The organism is Chitinophaga sp. Hz27 (assembly GCF_042263525.1).
In the GTDB taxonomy this organism is placed as follows: domain Bacteria; phylum Bacteroidota; class Bacteroidia; order Chitinophagales; family Chitinophagaceae; genus Chitinophaga.
In genome coordinates this window covers 242,410-262,607 of record NZ_JBHKFJ010000009.1, presented here as the reverse complement: position 1 = coordinate 262,607, position 20,198 = coordinate 242,410, and the positions used below count along the sequence as shown (strand labels likewise).

20 protein-coding genes are annotated in these 20,198 nt (G+C 44.4%); 11 read left to right on the top strand and 9 right to left on the bottom strand.

Features of this window, described 5'->3' with window-relative positions; all coding sequences use genetic code 11:
* The first annotated feature begins 78 nt into the window (after window positions 1-78).
* Both ACE38W_RS22270 and ACE38W_RS22265 read left to right on the top strand, forming a co-directional pair.
* The gene (locus ACE38W_RS22270) at window positions 79-909 is read left to right on the top strand and encodes a helix-turn-helix domain-containing protein (protein WP_375834910.1); all 831 of its coding nucleotides are present in this window, start codon (window positions 79-81) and stop codon (window positions 907-909) included.
* A gap of 87 nt (window positions 910-996) precedes the next feature.
* Window positions 997-2,523 carry a S10 family peptidase gene (locus ACE38W_RS22265; protein WP_375834907.1) on the top strand — a complete coding sequence of 509 codons (1,527 nt, stop codon included), beginning with the start codon at window positions 997-999 and terminating at the stop codon, window positions 2,521-2,523.
* A gap of 99 nt (window positions 2,524-2,622) precedes the next feature.
* Here ACE38W_RS22265 and ACE38W_RS22260 read toward each other — a convergent pair whose 3' ends face one another.
* Window positions 2,623-3,387 carry an outer membrane beta-barrel protein gene (locus ACE38W_RS22260; protein WP_375834905.1) on the bottom strand — a complete coding sequence of 255 codons (765 nt, stop codon included), beginning with the start codon at window positions 3,385-3,387 and terminating at the stop codon, window positions 2,623-2,625.
* Window positions 3,388-3,402: 15 nt separating this feature from the next.
* The gene (locus ACE38W_RS22255) at window positions 3,403-4,464 is read right to left on the bottom strand and encodes a PCMD domain-containing protein (protein WP_375834903.1); all 1,062 of its coding nucleotides are present in this window, start codon (window positions 4,462-4,464) and stop codon (window positions 3,403-3,405) included.
* Window positions 4,465-4,506: 42 nt separating this feature from the next.
* Between ACE38W_RS22255 and ACE38W_RS22250 the strand changes: the two genes are divergently transcribed.
* The 3 genes from ACE38W_RS22250 to ACE38W_RS22240 all read left to right on the top strand — a co-directional run bounded on the left by ACE38W_RS22250 (window position 4,507) and on the right by ACE38W_RS22240 (window position 6,890).
* Window positions 4,507-5,013: an FUSC family protein gene (locus ACE38W_RS22250; protein ID WP_375834900.1), complete on the top strand. Its 507-nt coding sequence runs from the start codon at window positions 4,507-4,509 to the stop codon at window positions 5,011-5,013.
* Between the two features lie 53 nt (window positions 5,014-5,066).
* Window positions 5,067-5,900 carry a phosphatase PAP2 family protein gene (locus ACE38W_RS22245; RefSeq protein ID WP_375834898.1) on the top strand — a complete coding sequence of 278 codons (834 nt, stop codon included), beginning with the start codon at window positions 5,067-5,069 and terminating at the stop codon, window positions 5,898-5,900.
* A gap of 456 nt (window positions 5,901-6,356) precedes the next feature.
* On the top strand, window positions 6,357-6,890 hold the full coding sequence (locus ACE38W_RS22240; RefSeq protein WP_375834895.1) for a hypothetical protein: 534 nt from the start codon (window positions 6,357-6,359) through the stop codon (window positions 6,888-6,890).
* Here ACE38W_RS22240 and ACE38W_RS22235 read toward each other — a convergent pair.
* The 5 genes from ACE38W_RS22235 to ACE38W_RS22215 are packed head-to-tail and all read right to left on the bottom strand — an operon-like array spanning window position 6,879 to window position 11,130.
* Complete coding sequence (locus tag ACE38W_RS22235) at window positions 6,879-7,550, bottom strand: phosphatase PAP2 family protein (RefSeq protein ID WP_375834892.1); 672 nt, start codon at window positions 7,548-7,550, stop codon at window positions 6,879-6,881. The two genes, ACE38W_RS22240 and ACE38W_RS22235, sit on opposite strands and share 12 nt — an antisense overlap.
* Before the next feature lie 27 nt (window positions 7,551-7,577).
* Window positions 7,578-8,567: an MBL fold metallo-hydrolase gene (locus ACE38W_RS22230; protein ID WP_375834890.1), complete on the bottom strand. Its 990-nt coding sequence runs from the start codon at window positions 8,565-8,567 to the stop codon at window positions 7,578-7,580.
* A gap of 4 nt (window positions 8,568-8,571) precedes the next feature.
* Window positions 8,572-9,018, bottom strand: a complete 447-nt coding sequence (locus ACE38W_RS22225) for a DinB family protein (protein WP_375834887.1) — start codon at window positions 9,016-9,018, stop codon at window positions 8,572-8,574.
* Window positions 9,019-9,065: 47 nt separating this feature from the next.
* Window positions 9,066-10,661 carry an MFS transporter gene (locus ACE38W_RS22220; RefSeq protein ID WP_375834885.1) on the bottom strand — a complete coding sequence of 532 codons (1,596 nt, stop codon included), beginning with the start codon at window positions 10,659-10,661 and terminating at the stop codon, window positions 9,066-9,068.
* A 16-nt stretch (window positions 10,662-10,677) separates the two neighbouring features.
* Complete coding sequence (locus ACE38W_RS22215) at window positions 10,678-11,130, bottom strand: MarR family winged helix-turn-helix transcriptional regulator (protein ID WP_375834883.1); 453 nt, start codon at window positions 11,128-11,130, stop codon at window positions 10,678-10,680.
* A 129-nt stretch (window positions 11,131-11,259) separates the two neighbouring features.
* Here ACE38W_RS22215 and ACE38W_RS22210 point away from each other — a divergent pair, with 129 nt between their 5' ends.
* Window positions 11,260-12,090: an ion transporter gene (locus ACE38W_RS22210; protein ID WP_375834881.1), complete on the top strand. Its 831-nt coding sequence runs from the start codon at window positions 11,260-11,262 to the stop codon at window positions 12,088-12,090.
* A 16-nt stretch (window positions 12,091-12,106) separates the two neighbouring features.
* On the top strand, window positions 12,107-13,288 hold the full coding sequence (gene pncB / locus ACE38W_RS22205) for a nicotinate phosphoribosyltransferase (protein ID WP_375834878.1): 1,182 nt from the start codon (window positions 12,107-12,109) through the stop codon (window positions 13,286-13,288).
* Between the two features lie 66 nt (window positions 13,289-13,354).
* On the opposite strand, the gene ACE38W_RS22200 is transcribed toward pncB, so the two are convergent.
* Window positions 13,355-14,230, bottom strand: coding sequence for a neutral zinc metallopeptidase (locus tag ACE38W_RS22200; protein WP_375834876.1), 876 nt, complete (start codon window positions 14,228-14,230; stop codon window positions 13,355-13,357).
* A 146-nt stretch (window positions 14,231-14,376) separates the two neighbouring features.
* On the opposite strand from ACE38W_RS22200, the gene ACE38W_RS22195 reads away from it, so the two are divergent.
* The 4 genes from ACE38W_RS22195 to ACE38W_RS22180 are packed head-to-tail and all read left to right on the top strand — an operon-like array spanning window position 14,377 to window position 19,114.
* Window positions 14,377-15,387 (top strand): NADP-dependent oxidoreductase, encoded by a 1,011-nt coding sequence (locus ACE38W_RS22195; protein WP_375834873.1) that lies wholly within the window; start codon window positions 14,377-14,379, stop codon window positions 15,385-15,387.
* A gap of 35 nt (window positions 15,388-15,422) precedes the next feature.
* Window positions 15,423-16,247, top strand: coding sequence for a formate dehydrogenase accessory sulfurtransferase FdhD (gene fdhD / locus ACE38W_RS22190; protein ID WP_375834870.1), 825 nt, complete (start codon window positions 15,423-15,425; stop codon window positions 16,245-16,247).
* Window positions 16,248-16,266: 19 nt separating this feature from the next.
* A complete protein-coding gene (locus ACE38W_RS22185) occupies window positions 16,267-18,561 on the top strand; it encodes an FdhF/YdeP family oxidoreductase (RefSeq protein WP_375834868.1) in 2,295 nt (764 codons plus the stop codon).
* 1 nt (window position 18,562) lies between these two features.
* Window positions 18,563-19,114 carry a putative glycolipid-binding domain-containing protein gene (locus ACE38W_RS22180; protein WP_375834866.1) on the top strand — a complete coding sequence of 184 codons (552 nt, stop codon included), beginning with the start codon at window positions 18,563-18,565 and terminating at the stop codon, window positions 19,112-19,114.
* Here ACE38W_RS22180 and ACE38W_RS22175 read toward each other — a convergent pair.
* Window positions 19,074-20,195, bottom strand: coding sequence for an NAD(P)H-dependent flavin oxidoreductase (locus ACE38W_RS22175; protein ID WP_375834863.1), 1,122 nt, complete (start codon window positions 20,193-20,195; stop codon window positions 19,074-19,076). The genes ACE38W_RS22180 and ACE38W_RS22175 overlap by 41 nt on opposite strands.
* Window positions 20,196-20,198 lie beyond the last annotated feature (3 nt).

The following is a 20,198-nucleotide window of genomic DNA, read 5'->3' as shown; positions in this document are numbered from 1 at the left end:
CAATGAAGCTGCAAAGTTCCATTCAGATGATTAATTATTTTTTCTATAAATTGCCATTAAATTGTTAGAACCGGCCAAATGAAAAAAAATGAATATGACCTGATCCTGGAACAGACTGATGCGATACCACAATCGGCCTATGTATGGCATTGGAAAACAGAACATCACTTTCCCTTTCATAAGCATAACAAAGGACAGTTAACGTATGTTGAGGGAGGTGCTGCATTTTTGTATACCAGGGAGAAAACATACTTCTTGCCGGCACGCCATTACATGTGGGTACCGGCTGGTGTGGAGCATTATTTCACGCATAGGTATCCGGCAAACTTTGTCAGGAGTATATATTTTTATTCAGAACAGGAGGATGTAAAGAACCCATTCTATACTACTACCGGCATCTATCCGGTCACTAATCTTTTGCTGGAAATGATTCTTTACACGGCGCATTGGGAAGGAGATATCATGCCAGGTACAAAGGAATTTGCTTTTCTTAAGGCGATGAAAATCATTTTACCGGATATCAGTACCAGCCCCTTGCCTATTACGCTCCCTACCAGTGAAAATCCGCGTATGCAACCCATTCTGAGATTTATACAGGAAAATCTCGCGGAGCCATTAACGATGGAGTCTGTCTGTCATCAATTTAATACCAGTGAACGGACCTTAACACGATTATTCCGCTCAACGATGGATATCTCATTCTTTCAGTACCTGAAACTTGCCAGGATGGCCCGTGCGATGGGATATCTTATTGAGACAGATAAGACCATCTCTGAAATAGCCTGGGATACAGGGTATAACAGCGTATCCGCCTTTAGTAATACATTTTTTAAACTGGTGGGTAAGCGTCCTTCGGATTATCAGCATTTGAATAAGAATATGGATGCAGACATGGAAGAAGAATTGTAATACTGCCGTTCAGATAAAAACCATTGCATTTCTCATTGAAATATTTGATCTTGATCTTTCAATCAAGGTCTAAACATGATGACAACAATGAAAAAGGGCTGGCTGTTCCCTCTCCTGCTTACAGGATTGGCGATGCCAGCGGCCAGGGCGCAGCAGAAGCCCGCGAAACCTATACCAGTGGCTACGGAGAAGATCACCCCGTCTATAAGACTAAATCCGGATACGACCATTGTCTCTAACCATGAAGTAACGATCAAGGGCCAACGAATTCCTTATAAGGTAGTTACAGGAACGCAGCCCGTTTGGGATGAAGAAGGCAAAGTACTGGCAGGTTTGTTTTATACCTATTACGAAAGAACGGATGTAAAAGACCGTAGCACCCGACCGCTGGTGATTTCGTTTAACGGTGGCCCGGGTACGCCTTCGGTATGGATGCAGATTGCCTATACAGGCCCTCGCCTCCTGAATATTGATGATGAAGGTTATCCCGTACAACCCTATGGCATACACGAAAATAGCCAGTCGATTCTTGACATCGCAGATATCCTCTATATAGATCCGGCAAATACTGGCTTCTCAAGAGTTTTGGCAAAAGATGCTTCCAAACAATTTTTTGGGGTCAATGCTGACATTCGTTACCTCGCCGAATGGATCAATACTTTTGTGTCGCGCCAGAGCAGATGGGCTTCTCCTAAGTTCCTGATTGGCGAAAGCTATGGTACTACGCGCGTTTCCGGGTTAGCGCTGGAATTGCAGAATGCACAGTGGATGTATTTGAATGGTGTTATTCTGGTGTCGCCAACGGATTTGGGTATCGACCGTAGTGGCCCAGTGGATGCGGCGCTCCGACTCCCCTATTTTGCAGCTACTGCCTGGTACCATAAAGCCTTGGCGCCAGAGTACCAGCAGAAAGACCTGAATGCTTTTCTGCCAGAGGTAGAATCCTTTACTGTTAATGAGTTGATCCCGGCTATTAGCCAGGGCGGCTTCCTTGATGAACAGAAAAGAAAAGATATCGCTGCTAAGATGTCTAAGTATTCCGGCATCTCCGATAAAGTAATCCTCCAGTATAACCTGGACATACCTACGAATTTCTTCTGGAAAGAATTATTGAGAGAGCAAGGCTTTACCGTAGGCCGCCTCGATAGCCGTTATCGTGGTATAGACAAGCAACTGGCAGGTGATGGTCCGGATTATAATGCGGAATTGACTGCGTGGCTACATGCATTCACACCGGCTATCAATATTTACCTGCGTGATGAACTGGGCTTTAAAACTGATCTGAAATATAATATGTTTGGCCCTGTGCATCCATGGGACCGCAGTAATGATCATACAGGTGAAGGTCTGCGCCAGGCGATGGCCCAGAATCCTTACCTGCATGTAATGATACAGTCGGGATACTACGATGGCGCCTGTGATTATTTCAATGCCAAGTATAGTATGTGGCAGCTGGACCCAGGTGGCAGACTGAAAGACCGTTTATCCTGGAAGGGTTACAGAAGTGGTCATATGATGTACCTACGTAAGGGAGATTTGGCCCAGGGAAATGATGATATTCGTTCGTTTATCAAGGCAGCGATTCCAAAAGAGGGCCAGCCAGCAAAATATTAACAGGCTATTAGCGCCTTTTCATATCTGCCCGCAGGGCAAAATAAAAAAGCATTATCTGAGTAGATAATGCTTTTTTATTTTTATGCAGATGATTATTTATTACATGATCTTATAGCTCACCCCTAACATCAGATAGATGTTATAGAGTGGAAAATCAAGTCCTTTGAAATCACTTGGGAAGATAGGTCTGAGTCCCCAGGAGAGGTCGCCCATAACGCTCAATCTTTTACCTACACGTCTTTCTGCACTTCCATTTGCACCAAAGTCAAAGTTTCTAACCTCGTTACTAAAATCGAAAGTGGCATGATCAACAAGGATCTTTTCTCCGGTAGGGCCGCCATTACGGATATAGCCATTGGATACATCACCATAGAAGTTGCTGCTGAATTTCCAGGCAACATAACCACCTAAAGTGAAACGCCAGTTATTATTCGGATGGAATACTGCGCCAACAGGTACAGTGAAATAGGTGTTTTTGATAGTGGTTTTATTCTGACCGGTGAAGATACCTTCAAAGGTACCGGTGGAAGAGCCATCCTGCACGGTAATAATGGTAGGGAAATACTGCACATGGTCTTTGGTGCCCATACCTTTATAATCCAGTTTAACGCCAACGGATATGCCCCATTTAGGACTGGTCATATAACTCAGCTCATAACCCAACGACGGGCAAAATAGCGGCCAGAAGGCATCAATAGAACGAATGGTTGCCGGAATACCTACTGGCGCGGTGGCGCCAAAATTAAAGCCAGCGTCTATACGGTGTTCAAAATGAGGCTTGAAGGTGGTTGAATCCTGTGCCTGTACCCGGCCAATAGCCAGGAACAGTATTAATGCTATATAACTTACAACTTTGCTATTCATATACAATTGATCTTTTTATTCGTGAATAATCTGAAGACTATCTACCTGCAAACGGCTGCCTACGGCCCCGGCGTAACTGTCCCCATTTTGACTGGAGGAGATAACGATGGCCAGCATCATGTTGTCAGGTAGTGTATTGGTATTGTATACAAATGGCAGATCAAATTTTGTCCAGTTGCCTCTGGCAGAGCCGTCAGGCAGTTGGGCGGTAGCAATCACGCGGTCCGAGGTGTGGATATTGGTACCATCCAGGCGGGTGGTTCCGCGGTAAAGCACAGCATATATGGAGCAAGAGTCAGTAATGCCAGGTTGTGGTGTACCTGCTTTATTGATATATACAGGTCCGGGAGCATACTTATAATAACCAGTAAAACGCAATGCACGGCCTCTGTATGGCTGTCCGAACTGTGTAGCCTTGAGTGGAGCTGTCAGCGCAAAAGAGCTTTCAAACACACCAAGGTAGAGAGAACCGGCAAACAGTTTAATACCTAACAGGCCTGATAGTGCAGTACCACCTCTGGTTTGAAGCAGTGCGGAGTAACTACCATGGTAGGCATCTGTGGTATCACGCAGTGGATAGGACAAAGGATCCTTGGTAACACCTGCAAGCGCTACGCCTGGGTTACCGGAAGACCATAACTGTGTGGAGTCTGGCTCTATCGGATACATGTACTTACTGGTGGGTTGTACTATCCAGTTTTCAAAATCCCAAGCCCAGATACCAACGTTAACAACAGAAACGGTGTATACCTTTTGGTATTGTTTGTTTTGAGAAGTAACCGTGTACTGTTTGATACCGGTACTATCAAAACGGAGCGAATCGCCGGAGGCTGGGCTAATGGTGGAGCCTTCCGTTACAACGATACGTGGCACGATGCCACTGTTAAATGCGCTAGGCTTCAGATACAAAAGTATCTTCGCATTTGCGTGGTCAATAAACACATCGCTGGTAAGATATTTCTTATCCACGATGAACGAGTCGATATCCGCTTCCGGGTTTAATGGTACATCTTTAATACAGGCAGAAAACAGCACTGTAATGAGAGAGGCGGCGACACATAGATTCCTAAAAGTCATCATCATATCTATTATTGTTCAAAAAAATACTAACATTGCGCCATGCCTGATAAAGAAAGAATAAAAAGAATAAGCATCTATTCCGCTAAATGTGTCACTGGTGTGGTGATCGTAAGCTTACTTTCCTGGCTAATCGGCTACAAAGATATAGTATGGGTACTTATTTCCGTCATGTTAGTATTATCTCCTGATGGTTCTGATGCAGTAACGCTTGCGGTTACACGTATAAAAGCGAACCTTATCGGGGCATTATCTGGCTTTCTGCTCATCGCTATTCATCCTAATCAGCTGCTGATGATGAGCATTGCCGTGGTAATAACAGTTGTGCTCTGTAATTTGTTAAAACTAGAAGCGGCTACCCGTACAGCACTGGCGGCAGCCATCATTGTGATGACACATGAAGCGGGATTGCATGTATGGGATACGGCCATTGGGCGTGTGAGCTCTGTGGTGGCAGGATGCTTATTGGGGCTGGTTATCACATTTATTTTTCATAACAAATTCACACAGCGAACCGTAGATCAGGTAGATACGCACCAGGAAGCCTAATACAGAATTGCTCCAGAATTGCTCTTTAGTTTTGAATGAACAAGGAGTGTTGCATGAAGAAATTGATACTAATGACAGGCCTGTCCCTGGCCTGCGTACAAATGGCCGTAGCACAGATACCTGACTCGTCTAAGCTACCAAGAGATATAACCGCTGATCAAACAGGAGATACTACCTCTTTTCGTGTTCCAGCAATTAAGGTTCCTACGGCCACCAACTTACCACCATTTCATACTTCGTTATCAGGCGTGATCGTACCAGCGGCTATGATAGGCTATGGCTTTATTGCGTTGAATAATCATTCCCTTCGGGATCTTAACAGGAGTACCAAAGCTGAGATATTGGAAGATCATCCGCGCTTTAATACCGGCGTAGATAATTTTTTGCAATACAGCCCGGTGGCAGCAGTGTATATTTTGAACGCCGCAGGTATTCATGGAAAGCATAATCTGCGTGATAGAACAATCATTCTGGGCATTTCAGCATTGATTACAGGAGGAACAGTGCAGACGCTTAAAACGCAGACCCATGAAGAGCGTCCTGATGGTTCTAATACTTTGAGTTTCCCGAGTGGCCATACTGCAACAGCCTTTGCCGCAGCAGAGTTTCTGCGTCAGGAATACAAAGATGTATCGCCTTGGTATGGCGTAGGTGGATACATTGCTGCAACGGCAACGGGTGCACTAAGAATGTATAATAACAGGCATTGGTTAAGTGATGTGGTAGCGGGAGCGGGAATTGGCATTTTAAGTACTAAGGCGGCGTACTGGATCTATCCGTTTATTCAGCGTAAGTTATTTCCTTCTAAACATGACATGGTGGTATTGCCTTACTATGATGCGCAGTGGAAAAGCACAGGCTTAAGTTTTTCGCTGACAAGTTTCTAAAAAAATGCATAGCCTTCTGCTTGGATTGTGAGCAATCTCACATTCAGCCATGCTACATAAACCAAAAAACAACTGCTGTATAAAAAAATAATAAAGCGCAAAGGCTTTATGCTGGGGCATTCTAAGGGGTCCTGTTGCCTGGTTTATTAAGGGGTTCTCTCACATCCACACTTCTAAATTTGTATCACCCTAAAGTAAAACGAAGGTAATGAACACCTTTTCGAAAAATTAGCATTCGGCAAATATCCTACAACCATTTGGAATATTTTGTAAACTGTTGGTTAATTAGAGATTTTCAAATCGAAAGTTCAATAAAACAGGTTTCATTAACATCTAATAAAGGAATGCCCCAAAAAATAAACATATATTTAGTGCGAGCACTTGTAAACCACCAAAGGTAGCAATCCGAACCATTCAACTTTAATGCTGTAGGCCATTATTTAACTTTACCAGGATATGTACGGACCTTTTATTTTCCTTGCTGGGTGCCTTGCGGTATACCTGTTGTACAGGATTCAGGCATTGCGGAAGCTAAGCCGCACAGACAAGCGTTTCCTGCCATTTGAAGGAGAAGATGCCCTACAAGACGCCAGGATCGTTGGCGTCAACAATAATATGTTTAACTCATCAAAATATTTGCGCAGCATTCGTAATAATTCCACCACGAAATGGATGACAGTAGCCATCAGCCAGATTATCAAAACAGATATTGGCACCAGCCAGGATACCAGGCTGATAACTAACCTGGCACCTGGCGAAGAGCGTAGATTAGGACATGTAGATGATGTCCAGGAAGGAAAATATAAGATCTATATTGGGTATGAGATTTTATGGGCCAGATATACCGATAAACCAGCCTGGTATCAACCCAAAGGCCAACGATACCCATCTCCTGCCGAAATATACGATGAAGCCCGACGTAAACTCAATAAGGATTTCATGAACAAAATCCCTCAGCACAAACCCTTTCCAGGGGAATCATGGCCTTAAATGACCCGTACCTGCACCAAACCCACGGTCATGCACATACGCTAACCAGCAGATAGAAAGAAATATGCCCACAAAAGAACCTGCGGTCACATCCTCAAAGAAATGCTGACTCATATACATCCTGGAGTAACCTGTCAGTAACGCCAGTACGAAAAACAGTATCGTCCATACCTTATTCCGGCAATAATAAGACAATACCGTAGCCGCCGTAAAGGCACATACCGTATGCCCGGAAGGAAAGCTCCTGAAATTATCCAATACATCTATTCCCGGGACATAGTAAATGTTATGCAGCCTTGGATCTGTCGTGCCGCCAAGTAACTGCTGTTCAAAATATCTATGCGGCCTTGGGAAGGCCACTATAAACTTAAAGGCGAAATTTACCACAGCAGTAAACACAAAGGCCGTAGCCATTACAAAACTCTGGCGTTTATTGATAAAAAACAATATAGCTACTAACGCCACCGCACCAACGGTACTGCCTAACTGTGTGATTTTAGGAAAGAACCAGTCGCCAACAGCCGTATGTAGCCCATTGACATAAAAATAAATATCTTCCCTGCTATACAGCATTTTAATGAGCAGCATCCCCATAAAGACAGGGATAAACAGCCACAGTAATAATTTCAGCTCCTTCAGGACCTCTTTGATCCGTGTCATATACCTTTCTTTAAATGTCTGTTAGTACTATTGATATTTACGCCACCAGTAGCTGATCGTTTCTTTATTTGGCAAGGTGGCTGTAGCCCCGGGCTCCGGCATCCATAGGGTAACATTGTTCTTTTGGGCCAGTGGCAAAATAGTTTCTGCCGGCTCATCCCAAGCATGCAATGCCAGATTGAAGGTACCCCAGTGGACAGGCAGCATGATCTTCCCTTTCAAAGCCTGATGTGCTTCAATTGCTTTCGCTGGCCCCATATGAATATCTGGCCATGCAGCGTCATAGGCGCCAATTTCAAGAATTGTCAAATCGAAAGGTCCGTAAGTATTACCGATATCAGCAAAGCCAGGAAAGTAGCCGGAATCACCGCCAATAAATACATTATACCTATTTCCTTTTAGCACATAGGATGTCCAAAGGGTACGATCTCTTCTGAGCCAGCGGCCAGAGAAATGTCGTGCAGGCGTAGCTGTTAGCGTAATACCAGTGGCCAGATCGGTGACATCCCCCCAGTCCACCACAGTAATTTTCTCTACCGGCACGCCCCAGGCTTTCAAGTGCTTCTCTACGCCCAGCGGACAAATAAACCTTGGAACGCGGCTCCCCAGGTAATGTATCATATGCCTGTCGAGGTGGTCCCAGTGGTTGTGCGTCAGCACCACCGCCGTTAATGGCGGCAGGTCTTCTTTCTTTACAGGAGATTTGAAAAAGCGTATTGGCCCCATCCAGCTAAATGGCGAAGCCCTATGTGTAAACACCGGATCTACCAATATCCGGATGCCTTCCATTTCCAGCAGGTAGCTGGAATGCCCGAGCCAGGTGTATTGCAGCTCCTGCGACGGTACTGCCGACAAGGCTATCGGATCAATAGTAAAAGGTCCCAGCGGCTTCTCGGGAATTCGTCTGCCCTTCTCCGTTAGGAAGCGCCATAAAGTTTTAGTCATGTTATCGCTACCTACATTAGTAGGTAACGTATTGACAAATTGCTTCCCGTTAAAATGCGATGATGTCTTCAAGGTATTAATGTGTTAACCTGCGATGATAGTTAATTTGTCCCAGGTGATAACGAAGATGTCCATAGATATATGTAAGAAACCCACCATAAGTCAAACCGGGATCTTTCAAGGGATTTTCTGCATAAACAGTTCCTAGAAACTCAGGTGTAAGACCATGGATAACGGTCCAGATAACATTGGTAGTATCCTGAATATCGGCTAGTAATGTTTCTCTTGGTAATCCTTTTGCACTGAATTCATAATCCCTGTCACGTATATAACCGGTGTTTCCCAGCTGTGCACCAATGAAATGACGAATATTTCCGCATATATGCAAACAAAGGTTTCCTCCCGAATTAGAAACGCCTTCCGGCACTTTCCATATCAACTCATCTGAACTATAAGCTTTAATTTCTTCTGCTAAAGCGAGCAACTCCTTATTAAAAAGTGGTGGTAATATTTCCTGTAGCATAACTAGGGTTTAAGGCTTGTAAAATACGAAGAATATATATACCGATGCTAGCTGTCTAACAGGGAATACCTGTTCCGGTTCCATTCATAATGTGCATCCAGTTTCTTAATCAACAGTACCAGCACACTCATCATCAGAGAAATAATACCTAGCCAGGTGTATAGATCCTGACCAGCAAGCATAATGCATTGCTGCTGTAGCTTGCTTTGCAGTATGGCTGTTGCGGCGGCCTGAGATTGTTCTACATCAAATCCCCGTGTTTGAAATGTATGTCGCATTCCTCCTAAAAAGCTATTTAGTGCGTTATTGTCGAGTCCTATTTTTTCAGACAGTAACATCGCTTGTTTTCTTTGGGCATGAAAAAACCATTCACCAATAATAGCCGCCGAAATCGGGAATGCAATCACATACCTGGCGCCAACACTAAAGAAGGCCCTGTTGCCATTATATTCTTTGGTAACATTGGTAGATGCATAATAGGATAACGTAGTAATGGTAATGCCATAAGCCGCGCCTTTCAATAGCTGTGGCAGTATCAGCAGTTCTTCTGCCAGCTCTGGATAGAACAAATGAGCCGTAATAAAATAATAGATAGTAAAGAGTGTAAATCCAATAAATAAAATAATTCTGACGGAATAATGCCTATGTAATAGTATACCCGTTAGCGGTATAAAAATCAGGAAAGATGGTATCATATACAACATGATACTGGCTACGTATTCATGGTCATAATGCAGTACTCTTTCCATAAAGGCTGTTTGGATGGCGTTAGTATTATATACCAGGTATAACATCAACATAAATACAACACCTACTCTAACCTGAAAAAACAACTTCAGCGTTTGTAGCTTGATGAAAGGCCTTTTCACAGTAAGTTCCCGCAGGATAAAAAATACAAACCCAAATAGGAATATCCCGGCTCCCAGTCGTATATCAGGCGATTCAAACCAATCCAGTCTTTCTCCAAATACACAAACATAACTGAGAGCAAAGCAGAAAAGTATAAAAAAGAAACATCCTGTCCAATCCATCTGATATAGCGGGATCTTATGTCCTGCACGTTTGGGATGCAACAGAAAGGTCGCTATTGCCAGGCTACAGGTAACCCCTGGAATAGCTATATAATAGGTAAATGACCAATTATAGTGAATGATACCCCATGCTGCAAGGAAACCCGCCAGTTGGCCGCCTATAAACGAAATGGGATAGTATAGTCCATAGAACAGGCCACGGCTGTTCTGTTTATTGAATCTTGCCATCAACATCCCAATTCCATCTATCAGGCAGACACATTTGACTACGCCCATAAAAAAGCTAACGGCTACGAATTCCCAGCCATAGTGCATCATGGGTGCAATAAAGCAGAGCAATAGCTCCAGGGTGAGGAAAATCATAAGCAGCCGCTTTCGAATCCAGAACTGCCGCAGGCGGTAATAGATGGGTAACATGGTAACCAATCCGATGCTACTGCCATAAAAGGCGATACGGATGATTTCATTTTCCTGGCCTAATCCAGCAGTCACCTCATTAATAGAATAGGAAGAAACGCCACTAATAAGCGTTTGTGCCAGCAGCATGCCTACGATGCAGACATCCTCCAGGGGTCTGGGCACCCATTCATAGAAAGGTGAGTTGCTGGCCATTCATATGATTTAAGGTTCATCGTCTTAAGTTATGGCATAACGCCTCCAAGGTGTATTTTACTTTTACAATATCTTCTGGTGGGATACCTTTTTCTGCCAGTTCTACAACAGATAACGCCAACGGATATACTATTTCTTTTAATTGTCTGCCATGGGGTGTCAGCCAAACACGTTTACTTCGGCGGTCTTCACCGTCTGCGGTTCTGGTAACAAGTCCGCGTTTCTCCAGATTATCTACCAGCTTTGTTAAACTGGCCTTATCCTTGTCAGTTTTGTCGGCAAGCTCCTGTTGCCGGCAACCATCGCGTTCACTCCATAAGTATCGGAGAATAAAGTACATGTCTGGGGTGAGATCAACTCCTTTTTCCATAAACAGAGAAAGCAATTTAAGCCTGTAAGCTGTGTGCGCGCGCGTAATATTGCGACTTACTGCTGAGCGCAGTATGTCCGCCATTTCAGGTTCACTCATTGTAATCATCGGGTTTAATCAAGAATATCGGTACTATTAATATAAGACTTCTTTTAGAGCTAACGCTTATAATGATGCAATTTAAACATATATTATATAGCATTTGTTTCAATTTAAGAAATCAGGAGGATGACTAACGAATCATTAAAACCCAAGCCTGGGTTAAAGAAGAAGTTCTATCGGGTAATATTTCTGGCAGATACCCATGCCGGAAAATTTTTTGATACGATGCTATTACTGGCAATTCTTACCAGTGTGGCGATCGTAATGATGGAGAGTGTGCAAGAGCTGGAAGTAAAGTACCACCAAGTGTTGCATATATTAGAATGGGTATTTACCGTCTTATTTACAATTGAATATATCTTCAGGGTGTGGTGTTCACCCAGACCCCAAAAGTATATGCTTAGTTTTTATGGCATCATCGACTTGCTGTGTATAGTACCTACCTATCTGGAGTTTTTATTAGGCGGAGCGCATTATCTGATCACCATACGTATACTACGACTGCTTCGTATTTTTCGTATATTCAAACTGGTGCCATTCCTCCATGAAGGCAAGCAGCTAACCTTAGCATTACAGCGAAGCAGAAGAAAAATTGCCGTTTTCTTTTTCTTCATCTTACTACTGACCATTGTATTGGGTTCTATTATGTATGTCATTGAAACAGGACATAATTCAGGGTTCACGAGTATCCCCGTGAGTATTTACTGGGCAGTAGTAACGCTAACAACTGTAGGTTACGGCGATATTGCACCTGTAACTCCGCTGGGACAAGCATTTTCGGCCATCATCATGATAATGGGTTATGCTATTATTGCGGTACCTACCGGCATTGTAACCGTAGAGATGAGCAGGATTCGCGCTGGCGCCAGTGTGGCTGTTCGCAACTGTCCTAACTGCCATAAGGATACCTTCGACGACGATGCCGAATACTGTAAATACTGTGGTCATCATCTATAAAAATCAAATCAGTGACATGAGCAACGGAATGAAAATAACTTCTATACTGGACAATGACTTTTACAAGTTTACCATGCAACATTGCGTGGTGAAGCTGTTTCCCAAGGCACAGGCACGATATAAATTTATTAACCGCGGTAAACATGCTTTCCCTCCTGGTTTCGACCAGGTGCTGCGTCAGGCAGTAGATGAAATGGAGCAGTTATATCTTACCAGAGAAGAAAAACTATATCTCAGTGTTACCTGCCCTTACCTGGATCCTACCTATCTCGATTTCCTGCAGGGTTACCGATATAATAAGGAAGAAGTACATATTTCTCAGCATGGCGGCGAGCTGGAGGTAATCGTAGATGGTTATTGGTACAGGACTATCTTATGGGAAGTGCCTTTGATGTCGCTCATATGTGAGCTATACTATGAACAGACAGGTCAGCAAAGAGTTTCAGATGAAGAGGTCATCTCTATAACAAAAGAAAAAATTCAGAACTATGCTAAGCTGAAAATCACCATCGCTGATTTTGGTAGTCGACGCAGGCATTCCCTGGCCGTACACAAGCTGGTTGTACAAACACTACGTAAGTACGGCGAAGGATGCTTCATAGGCTCCAGCAATGTACATCTGGCCATGCGTAATGGCATTATTCCAGTAGGCACACATGCACATGAGTGGTTCATGTTCCATGCGGCCAAATATGGCTTCAAAATGGCGAATATGCTGGGGCTGGAGCACTGGGTCAATGTATATCGCGGCGATTTAGGAATTGCTTTGTCTGATACTTATACCAGCGCTGTTTTCTTCGAGCAGTTTGATAAGAAATTCGCGAAACTATTTGACGGAGTGCGTCATGACAGTGGCGACCCGCTGCTGTTTGCTGATAATACTATTGCTCATTATAAAAGTAAAGGTGTAGATCCATTGAGTAAAACTATCATTTTCTCTGATGGCCTTAATTATGAAAAGGTGGCTGAAATAGCGGCCTATTGCAGAGGTAGAATTGGTATATCGTTCGGGATTGGCACCAACTTCACGAATGATGTAGGACTGGAGCCATTGAATATCGTCATTAAGATGTACGAGGCTCATCCCGAAGATGCACCAAAGTGGACGCCAGTGGTTAAACTAAGCGATGTAAGCGGGAAATATACCGGAGATCCGAGGATGATTGCGTTGGCAAAAGAGATATTGGGAATAGAATAGATCGTGTAAAGACATAAAAAAAGCCATCTCTGTCAAGGGAGATGGCTTTTTATTTATAGCAAAATATTAATTCGCATTTGCAGCAGTGCCTAATCCTATGCCGGTGTCTCCCTGGTGGATATCTCCGGTTTCATAGCCTTTTTTGAACCACGACATACGCTGTGCAGAAGTACCGTGAGTAAATGCATCTGGCACAATACGACCTGTACTGGCTTGTTGTAGTTTATCGTCGCCTACAGCGCTGGCAGCATTCAGACCGGATTCAATATCACCTGATTCCAGAATTTTCTTCATTTTATCTGCGTGGTTTGCCCAGAGGCCTGCGAAGAAATCTGCTTGCAGTTCCAGCATTACGGAGTATTTATTGTATTCAGTTTCACTCACGCGACCGCGTAAAGAATGAAGTTTATTGCTGATGCCTAACAGGTTTTGTACGTGATGGCCAACTTCATGAGCTATCACATAGGCTTTGGCGAAGTCGCCCTGTACGCGGAAACGTTGTTCCAGCTCATTAAAAAAGGAAACGTCCAGGTAAACTTTTTTATCTGCCGGGCAGTAGAAAGGGCCCATGGCTGATTCAGCACCACCGCAACCAGAAACAGTAGCATCTGTGAATAGTACCATTTTAGGTTTGTAATAGGTCATGCCCATTTTGGCAAACTGATCTGACCATACATCTTCGGTGCTGTGCAATACTTTGGCAGAAAACTGTTCGATAGCACTGCTGTTGTCTTTGGTCAGCTGCTCTGAAGTGCCCTCTCCGCCGCCGTTGCCTTGGACCTGTTGTACGGCCTGCATAACGGTTTGAGGGTCCTGTTTGAGGAATAGCGCAATAACAAAAATGATGACAGCGCCGATACCTCCGCCGATTATACCGGTGCGAGCACCTCCGCCAGACCGCTTCTCGACGTTATCACTCATTTGTTCATCGTCTAAACGCATAGTTGTGTTAGGGTTTAATGTTCATTAATAAACCGAAATTACATTATTGCCATTGATTTATGTGCTTCTGCCTGATCTTAATTTTTACAAGTTAGACCGGATTCTGTAAATTACAGTTACACCAGAACTATCTATAATTCACGGACATGAAAATTCAGCAGATCATTTTAGCCGCAAGACCACATGGCTTACCCGACAACAGCACTTTTGAATTTATTACCACCGACCTGCCCAATCCAGGGCCCGGAGAAGTATTGATTAAACCCGTTTACTATTCCGTGGATCCATACATGCGCGGACGCATGAACGATGCCAAATCGTATATCCCTCCATTCGAAGTAGGCGCTCCTATTGAAAGCGGTGCAATCGCTATTGTAGAACAGAGCAACGACAAGGCCTTTCAGGAAGGCGATTATGTCATGCTGCAAAGCAGCCGTCCATTAATGCCCTGGACAACAGCGGCTGTATACCCTGCCAACAATCTGCGTAAGCTGGACCCTTCCCTGCCGCCGACCTATTATCTGGGAATTGCCGGTATGCCAGGACTCGCCGCTTATTTCGGCCTGACAGATATTGGTAAGCCTAAATCAGGTGAAACCATTGTGATCTCAGGGGCAGCCGGAGCGGTCGGCCTTGTAGTCGGGCAAATTGGCAAAATTTATGGATGCAGAGTAATAGGTATCGCGGGCGGAGCAGAAAAGGTGAAAATGCTGACCGATAATTTCAACTTCGATGCAGCAATAGATTATAAGAACAATAAAGACATCAAAAGCGCCATTGCCAGTGTTTGTACTAATGGCGTAGACATATATTTTGATAACGTAGGTGGAGATATTTCAGATGCTGTAATGGCTAACTTGAATTTCCATTCCAGAGTGGTACTATGTGGGCAGATCTCTGTATATAATAATACAGAGCAACCCATTGGCCCACGCGTACAACCATTAATGGTTACCCGGAGCGTTCTTATGCAGGGCTTTACCATTGGTGATTATGCACCACGGTTTGGGGAAGGCATTAAACAACTGGCTACCTGGATACAGGCAGGAAAAATAAAGAATGCAGAGACAGTGACAGAAGGATTTGATAAATTACCAGAGGCGCTGTTAGGGCTGTTTTCAGGAAAGAACAGCGGGAAAATGATTGTGAAAGTATGATGGTATTTTTGCAGTAAGATTACTTATTTTTAGGGATGACAAAGCCTGTAATACATACCCGCATAAGAAAGGTGGACCAGCAGGAAATGTTGGACACTGATGATATCCTGGCAGCAGAAGAACCGCTGGAAATTAGGCTTATTCACGGCCCTACGCATAATCGCCGGCAGCAAAGTATTTCCGTTACCATGCGCACACCTGGTGACGATGAAGACCTTGCCGCCGGCTTTCTGTTTTCAGAAGGCATTATTCAGCAGTATAACGCCATCGCACATATGAAAACAGAAGATACCGCTGCAGGCACTATCATTACAGTATCATTAAAAGAAAATATTCTTCCCCAGTTAAGTGGAAGTCAACGTAACTTTGCCGCTACCGCCGCCTGTGGGGTATGCGGCAAACAGGAAATCGGCAGTATTCATACAGGCGTTAACGTGAGTAATGCTATTCTTCAGGCCAATACATCTACCATACTTAAAATGCCGGAATCCTTACGGGTACAGCAATCGCTGTTCGACAGCACCGGAGGTATCCATGCCGCCGCACTGTTTAACCAGCAAGGCGAGCTGATTTTAATGAAGGAAGACATCGGCCGGCACAACGCAGTAGATAAAATTATAGGTGCAGCTTTAAGAACAACGCTATACCCCCTACAACAATATATGTTATTACTCAGCGGACGTGCAGGTTTTGAACTAATACAGAAAGCCGCCATGGCAGGCATAGGATTTATTGCTGCCGTAGGCGCTCCTTCCAGTATGGCCGTTCAAATGGCTACCGCCTGGAATATGACGCTGATCGGCTTCCTCCGGGAAAACCGCTTCAATATTTATACAGGCGCACATCGTGTTAAGATTTGATCATTAAAAATATTCGAGCATGCAGGGAGATCAAAACCCTGTGAAATTCACAGGGCTAAAACTCAGCAAACCCAAAACAGTAGCTGCAGGGATTCCTGCTGTTATATCCAGTATGAAACATATCCTCGAAGAGATGAATGCCTTCAGAGGAATGAAAGCACTACTGAAAGTTAACCAGAAACATGGATTCGATTGCCCGGGATGCGCATGGCCCGATCCGGATGATGAGCGCTCCCCGATTGCAGAATACTGCGAGAACGGCGCCAAAGCCGTAGCAGAAGAAGCTACCACCAAAAAACTTACTCCCGAATTCTTCGCCGCTAATAGTATACAGTCGCTAGGTGAACTAACAGACTATGAAATCGGCAAAAAAGGGAGGATAGCGCAACCAGTGTACCTCGCCCCTGGCGCTACTCACTATACACCTATCTCCTGGGAAGATGCCTATCGCAAAATTGCTGATAAACTCAATACACTGGCATCGCCCAATGAAGCTGTTTTTTATACCTCGGGGCGCACCAGCAACGAAGCAGCATTTCTTTACCAGCTACTGGTCAGAGAATATGGTACGAATAATCTCCCTGACTGCTCCAATATGTGTCACGAATCCAGCGGCGTAGCCCTGGGAGAAGCCGTTGGTATTGGAAAAGGCTCTGTTACATTGGAAGACTTCTACGAAACAGATATCATCATCATCCTTGGCCAGAACCCTGGCACCAACCATCCACGCATGCTTACGGCCTTGCAGAAAGCAAAAGCCGCCGGCGCGCACATTATTGCTGTAAACCCTCTTCCCGAAACCGGCCTGTTGGGATTCCTGAACCCACAAACCGTCAAGGGATTTTTAAATATTGAAACACATCTGGCAGACATCTTCCTGCAAGTAAAAATTAATGGAGACATGGCTTTGATAAAAGCCATCTGTATCCTACTGCTGGCAGAAGAAGATAAAAACCCCGGGACAGTTTTTGATCAGGACTTCATCGCAAACAACACGTACGGTGCTGAAGCCTATATTGAACATCTCCGCACACAAAACTTTCAGCAACTGGTACAAGCCAGCGGCGTACGGGAGGATGAAGTCAGGGCCGCAGCTGCAGCGCTCATGAATAAACGTAGGATCATTGCCTGCTGGGCTATGGGCCTCACACAGCATAAAAATGCTGTTGATACCATTCGTGAGGTGGTAAACCTACTACTGCTGAAAGGAAGTATTGGCAAACCCGGTGCAGGTACCTGTCCGGTCCGTGGACATAGCAATGTACAAGGTGATCGTACCATGGGTATTTACGAACAACCTGCTCCTTCCTTATTACAGAAGATCGAAGAAGTATATGGCTTCAAACCACCACAGCAGCATGGTTACGATGTTGTCAATGCCATTAAGGCCATGCACAAAGGTGACGCTAAATTCTTTTTAGCTATGGGAGGAAATTTCCTCTCCGCAACACCAGATACCGAATACACCGCCCAGGCCCTACGCAATTGTGAAATGACTGTCCATGTTTCTACCAAACTTAACAGGAGTCATGTGGTACATGGCAAAGAGGCCATCATATTGCCTTGCCTGGGGCGTAGCGATAAAGACATGGTCAACGGGGAACATCAGTTTGTTACCTGTGAGAATTCGATGGGCGTAATACAGATGTCGAAAGGTAACTTGCATCCGGTATCAGAGCATCTGAAAAGTGAACCCGTAATTGTTTGTGAGCTAGCGCAGGCGCTGCTGGGAAGTAAAACTGCCACACCATGGCAGCAATATGCAGTGCATTATGATAATATCCGGGATGATATTCAGCAGGTGATCCCTGGCTTTGACGATTATAATAAACGCGTAAGACATCCAGGGGGCTTCTATCTGCCAAATGGCTCTCGCGTTGGCAAGTTTAATACACAAACTGGCAAAGCAAACTTTCAGGTAGCTGATCCACTTTATACTAAACTGGAAGCTGATGAATTGATGATGATGACTATACGTAGTCATGACCAATTCAACACTACAATTTACGGCCTTGACGACCGATACAGAGGTATCTATCATGAACGCCGGGTAATTCTGATGAATCCGGCCGATATGATAAAAGCTGGTTTAAAAGAAAGAGACTTAGTAGATTTGTACAATTATTATGATAATATAACCAGGGTTGCTTATGGCTTTATAGTGATACCATACAATATTCCGGAAACCTGTACTGCCACGTACTTTCCGGAAACGAATGTGCTGGTGCCTGTAAACAGTGTTGCTGAAAAAAGCAATACCCCCACCTCAAAACTTGTTATCATTAAAGTTAAACCTTCGATAGTAAACAGATAGTATGAAACTAGCAGTATGGCAGGCGCTCCGGTGGACTGCCACCGAATATTTTACTTTAGAAAACAAAGGGGTATTTCAGTTAGCCCATGGACATATTGCTGGTGTAATCCGCGATACGCCCTTTTCAATTAGTTATGAAGTAGAAATTACGAATGATTGGAAAACAGAAGCTTTCACGATTCGTGCCGAGGGTGCAGATAAACGAGAGCTGAAGCTCCAATCAAATCTTCATGGCGAATGGTACGATCGGGAAGGCAATGAAATCAGCGCCCTTAATGGTTGTATTGATATAGATATTTCACTTACCCCTTTTACGAATTCGCTTCCCGTAAAAAGACTTGCGCATCTAAAAGATGGCGAGAGTGAAGTTATTTCCGTCATCTATATTTTGTTACCAGAGTTTGAGCTCCATAAAATGCAACAACGATATACGAGACTGAACACGGATTCCTGGTTATATGAAAACCTGGAAAGCGGGTTCAGTGCGCAGTTATATTTTGATGAAGATGGAATTATGAATGATTACCCGGGCTACCTGCAGCGGCGTTATTAGTAGTAGCAGCTAATGAAGGTATCAGCTGCTCCGTTTGTGAGATCATTTGCTGAAGGATTTCTGCAGCGCCGAGTCTCTCTTTCGCCAGGCCAGCGGCTTGTCCGGCCCACATCGCCACAAAGGAAGGATTATCCTGTTCCCTGGAAGCCTTTCGTGCTGGCTGCGTCAATGCATCCTGGTATGGATAAGGGAGAATATCTACATTAGCATCTTCCACAGCTGCTATTAATGTATTGGTGAGGCCTCTTGCCCAGCGGCCAGAAAACGCACGCGTCAATCGTGTAGTCGTGTCCGTAGCTGCTGCGATAGCTGCTTTATGAGCGCCAGTGGCCTGACTTTCATTACACAATAAGAATGCGCTGCCTGGCTGCACGCCTGAAGCTCCTAACATCAAGCCAGCGGCTACTCCACGACCATCTACAATACCGCCAGCGGCGATAACAGGTACCTTTACACGATCTACTATTTGTGGCACCAATGCCATTACACCCACTTGCGGGAAACTATCGGCCAGGAAGGACCCTCTGTGTCCTCCCGCTTCAATACCTTGCGCTACTATTACATCCATGCCACGTTGCTCCAGCAATACCGCTTCTTCCAGACTGGTGGCGGTACCAATGAGTTTAGCATTACTTTGTTTTAGTAAAGAAACGCCTGCTGCATCGGGAATGCCAAAGGTGAAACTGATGATATCAATTTTCTCTTCTATCAATACCGGCAGCAGATCTTTATAAGAAAAGAAAGAAAGTGTTTTAAGATCAATGGGCGGTACTCCTAATCCATTGCGTGTATAAACGCCTTGCAGCATATTCTGCATGGCATCAAATGATGTTTGATCCGGAGATATAGGAATATCGTAAGCGAAGACATTTACTGCGAATGGCTTTGTGGTAAGTTTTCTAACCTGCTGGATCAGCGTCCTGGCAGTACTTGGCGCAATGTTTCCTATGGGAAGAGAACCAAGTGCGCCACCATTCGATACTGCAGCTACCATTTCTGGTGTGGTGATGCCCAGCATGGGGGCCTGAACAATGGGGTAAATGATACCCAACATGCTGCTGAGGTTATTTTTCCATTCCATGAG

Coding starts and splice junctions, on each gene's coding strand:
- ACE38W_RS22270 (WP_375834910.1), top strand. CDS start 79: ATGAAAAAAAATGAATATGACCTGATCCTGGAACAGACTGATGCGATA.
- ACE38W_RS22265 (WP_375834907.1), top strand. CDS start 997: ATGAAAAAGGGCTGGCTGTTCCCTCTCCTGCTTACAGGATTGGCGATG.
- ACE38W_RS22260 (WP_375834905.1), bottom strand. CDS start 3,387: ATGAATAGCAAAGTTGTAAGTTATATAGCATTAATACTGTTCCTGGCT.
- ACE38W_RS22255 (WP_375834903.1), bottom strand. CDS start 4,464: ATGACTTTTAGGAATCTATGTGTCGCCGCCTCTCTCATTACAGTGCTG.
- ACE38W_RS22250 (WP_375834900.1), top strand. CDS start 4,507: ATGCCTGATAAAGAAAGAATAAAAAGAATAAGCATCTATTCCGCTAAA.
- ACE38W_RS22245 (WP_375834898.1), top strand. CDS start 5,067: ATGAAGAAATTGATACTAATGACAGGCCTGTCCCTGGCCTGCGTACAA.
- ACE38W_RS22240 (WP_375834895.1), top strand. CDS start 6,357: ATGTACGGACCTTTTATTTTCCTTGCTGGGTGCCTTGCGGTATACCTG.
- ACE38W_RS22235 (WP_375834892.1), bottom strand. CDS start 7,550: ATGACACGGATCAAAGAGGTCCTGAAGGAGCTGAAATTATTACTGTGG.
- ACE38W_RS22225 (WP_375834887.1), bottom strand. CDS start 9,018: ATGCTACAGGAAATATTACCACCACTTTTTAATAAGGAGTTGCTCGCT.
- ACE38W_RS22220 (WP_375834885.1), bottom strand. CDS start 10,661: ATGGCCAGCAACTCACCTTTCTATGAATGGGTGCCCAGACCCCTGGAG.
- ACE38W_RS22215 (WP_375834883.1), bottom strand. CDS start 11,130: ATGAGTGAACCTGAAATGGCGGACATACTGCGCTCAGCAGTAAGTCGC.
- ACE38W_RS22210 (WP_375834881.1), top strand. CDS start 11,260: ATGACTAACGAATCATTAAAACCCAAGCCTGGGTTAAAGAAGAAGTTC.
- pncB (WP_375834878.1), top strand. CDS start 12,107: ATGAGCAACGGAATGAAAATAACTTCTATACTGGACAATGACTTTTAC.
- ACE38W_RS22200 (WP_375834876.1), bottom strand. CDS start 14,230: ATGCGTTTAGACGATGAACAAATGAGTGATAACGTCGAGAAGCGGTCT.
- ACE38W_RS22195 (WP_375834873.1), top strand. CDS start 14,377: ATGAAAATTCAGCAGATCATTTTAGCCGCAAGACCACATGGCTTACCC.
- fdhD (WP_375834870.1), top strand. CDS start 15,423: ATGACAAAGCCTGTAATACATACCCGCATAAGAAAGGTGGACCAGCAG.
- ACE38W_RS22185 (WP_375834868.1), top strand. CDS start 16,267: ATGCAGGGAGATCAAAACCCTGTGAAATTCACAGGGCTAAAACTCAGC.
- ACE38W_RS22180 (WP_375834866.1), top strand. CDS start 18,563: ATGAAACTAGCAGTATGGCAGGCGCTCCGGTGGACTGCCACCGAATAT.
- ACE38W_RS22175 (WP_375834863.1), bottom strand. CDS start 20,195: ATGGAATGGAAAAATAACCTCAGCAGCATGTTGGGTATCATTTACCCC.